The sequence below is a fragment of the Ammoniphilus resinae genome (genome assembly GCF_017873965.1).
Taxonomy (GTDB): domain Bacteria; phylum Bacillota; class Bacilli; order Aneurinibacillales; family RAOX-1; genus Ammoniphilus_A; species Ammoniphilus_A resinae.
This window is the reverse complement of the sequence record NZ_JAGGKT010000053.1, coordinates 1-1737: the sequence shown is the minus strand read 5'-3', so window position 1 is coordinate 1737 and position 1737 is coordinate 1. Positions and strand designations below refer to the sequence as shown.

The 1737-nt window shown below is 46.3% G+C and carries 1 protein-coding gene; it reads right to left on the bottom strand.

The genetic code is table 11. The features are described from left to right. Positions 1-497: 497 nt before the first annotated feature. Complete coding sequence (locus tag J2Z37_RS25355) at positions 498-1613, bottom strand: IS110 family RNA-guided transposase (protein ID WP_209813091.1); 1116 nt, start codon at positions 1611-1613, stop codon at positions 498-500. Positions 1614-1737 lie beyond the last annotated feature (124 nt).

The window sequence follows — 1737 nt, the reverse complement described above, 5'->3', positions numbered from 1 at the left end:
CCCTGATATGAACGAAACCTGTCAACCCCTAAGCACCCTTTTTGTTTTTTTGCGCACTAAACTAATCCTGTCAAGTGCATTTCTTTACAGGGTTGGTTTAGTGCCTACACTGATGAATGTCCAGCTTTTGCTGGACCTGCCCCACGGCGAGTGACGGGTGCAGGGGATGTTTCCCCTGCGTTTTCCCCTAGGGGGACGGAAGGGGGGATTCTTTTTAGGCCCTTCATTCTTATTTCATTCCTTGGCACGAGAGCAAAAGTTTATCGCCGATTGGCAATCTGATATTCGTGGGTTATCACATAGTATTCATACGTCTGGGGACCTGCCGCTAACTATTCACGTGCTTCGATCCGTGAAGAATCTACACGAGGGGGAGAACGCGGATTTGTCCCCATCTTGCTTAACTTTGCCCCCGAGCCAAAGAATGAAAGCGGGCCAATCTTCACATCATCTACCTTTCTTATTCTTCTTGTTCATTAACTGGTTGAGCCTCATTATTACGCAGCGCATCTTTGCTGTTCCACAACCTTCGCAATCGCCCACACAAAGCCTATAAGTTCGCGTGCAATAGCGGCCGTTATTGTGCCTTTGTGTTTACCTTTTTTCAGCATACTCCTAAATTTCTTATGGAGCCTGTGTTGGGCTTTCCATGCAATCATCTGTACTTCCGCAGGCAAACCTTCGATGCGTTGGCGCATTTTCTTTTTAACTGCGGGCGAATGTCGATAGCTCCAGGCTGCTTCCACAAGAATCCTTCGGAGGTGACTGTTTCCTACTTTTGTTATTCCACCTTGCCAGCGACTTTCTCCGCTTGAACTCTCCTTTGGAACTAATCCTGCGTAGCTCATTGCATATTTGGGGTGTTGGAATCGCATGACGTTGCCTAATTCACAAGCGATCGTGGTAGCTGACAATACGGCTACTCCACGTAACGCTTGCAAGGCTTCAATTAACAGGGCTTGCGAACACGTGCTGGAGTGCCCTTCGATTGCTTGGTCGTATCGTTTAATACGTTCCTTGGTCTCCAAGATGGATTGACGGTACTCAGCAAAGGTGAGCTGGTCGCATTCGTTTTCAAACTTCAGCGTATCCAGCCATTCCTCATAGGCATAAGTCCACCGACCTGTTTTAGGCTCCTTTATTTGTCGACGGAGAAGCAATTTCGTCAACCGTTGTTTGTGGCGGTTTAAGTCTTCTATTGCATCTTCCCTTGCACGGACCATATCCCGTAAGGATTCATCTTCAGGTGTTGGCACATAAACCGAAGTTAACTCACCGGCCCGAAAAAGTTGGGCCAGCCTAAGGGCATCCCGTTTGTCCGTTTTAACACGGTCCCCTGATCGTTTAGGAATAAGGGTGGGTGCAACCACGATACAATTTACATTTAATTTTAATAACCAACGGTATAGCTCATAACCTGTTGGCCCTGCTTCATAACAAATCTCAAGGTGGATGCCCTCTGTACGAAGAGTGTTGATTAGTTTGCGAACGGCATTCTCATCGTGCGAGATGGTCCCCCAAAAACGTGGTGCTTCACGCCCCTCATCTGCAATTCCAACGGCAATTTTATTCTTGGATACGTCTAAACCAATGAATTTTGTGGTATTCTTCATAATAGACCGACTCCTTTTGTTTGTAGCTCTGAATTTGGTTTTTTGGTTGTTTTGTCGCTACCAAGTATTGACCAAATTTAACCTACGTATAGCAAAAGTGCGTCGGTTTCGTTCATTATAACTA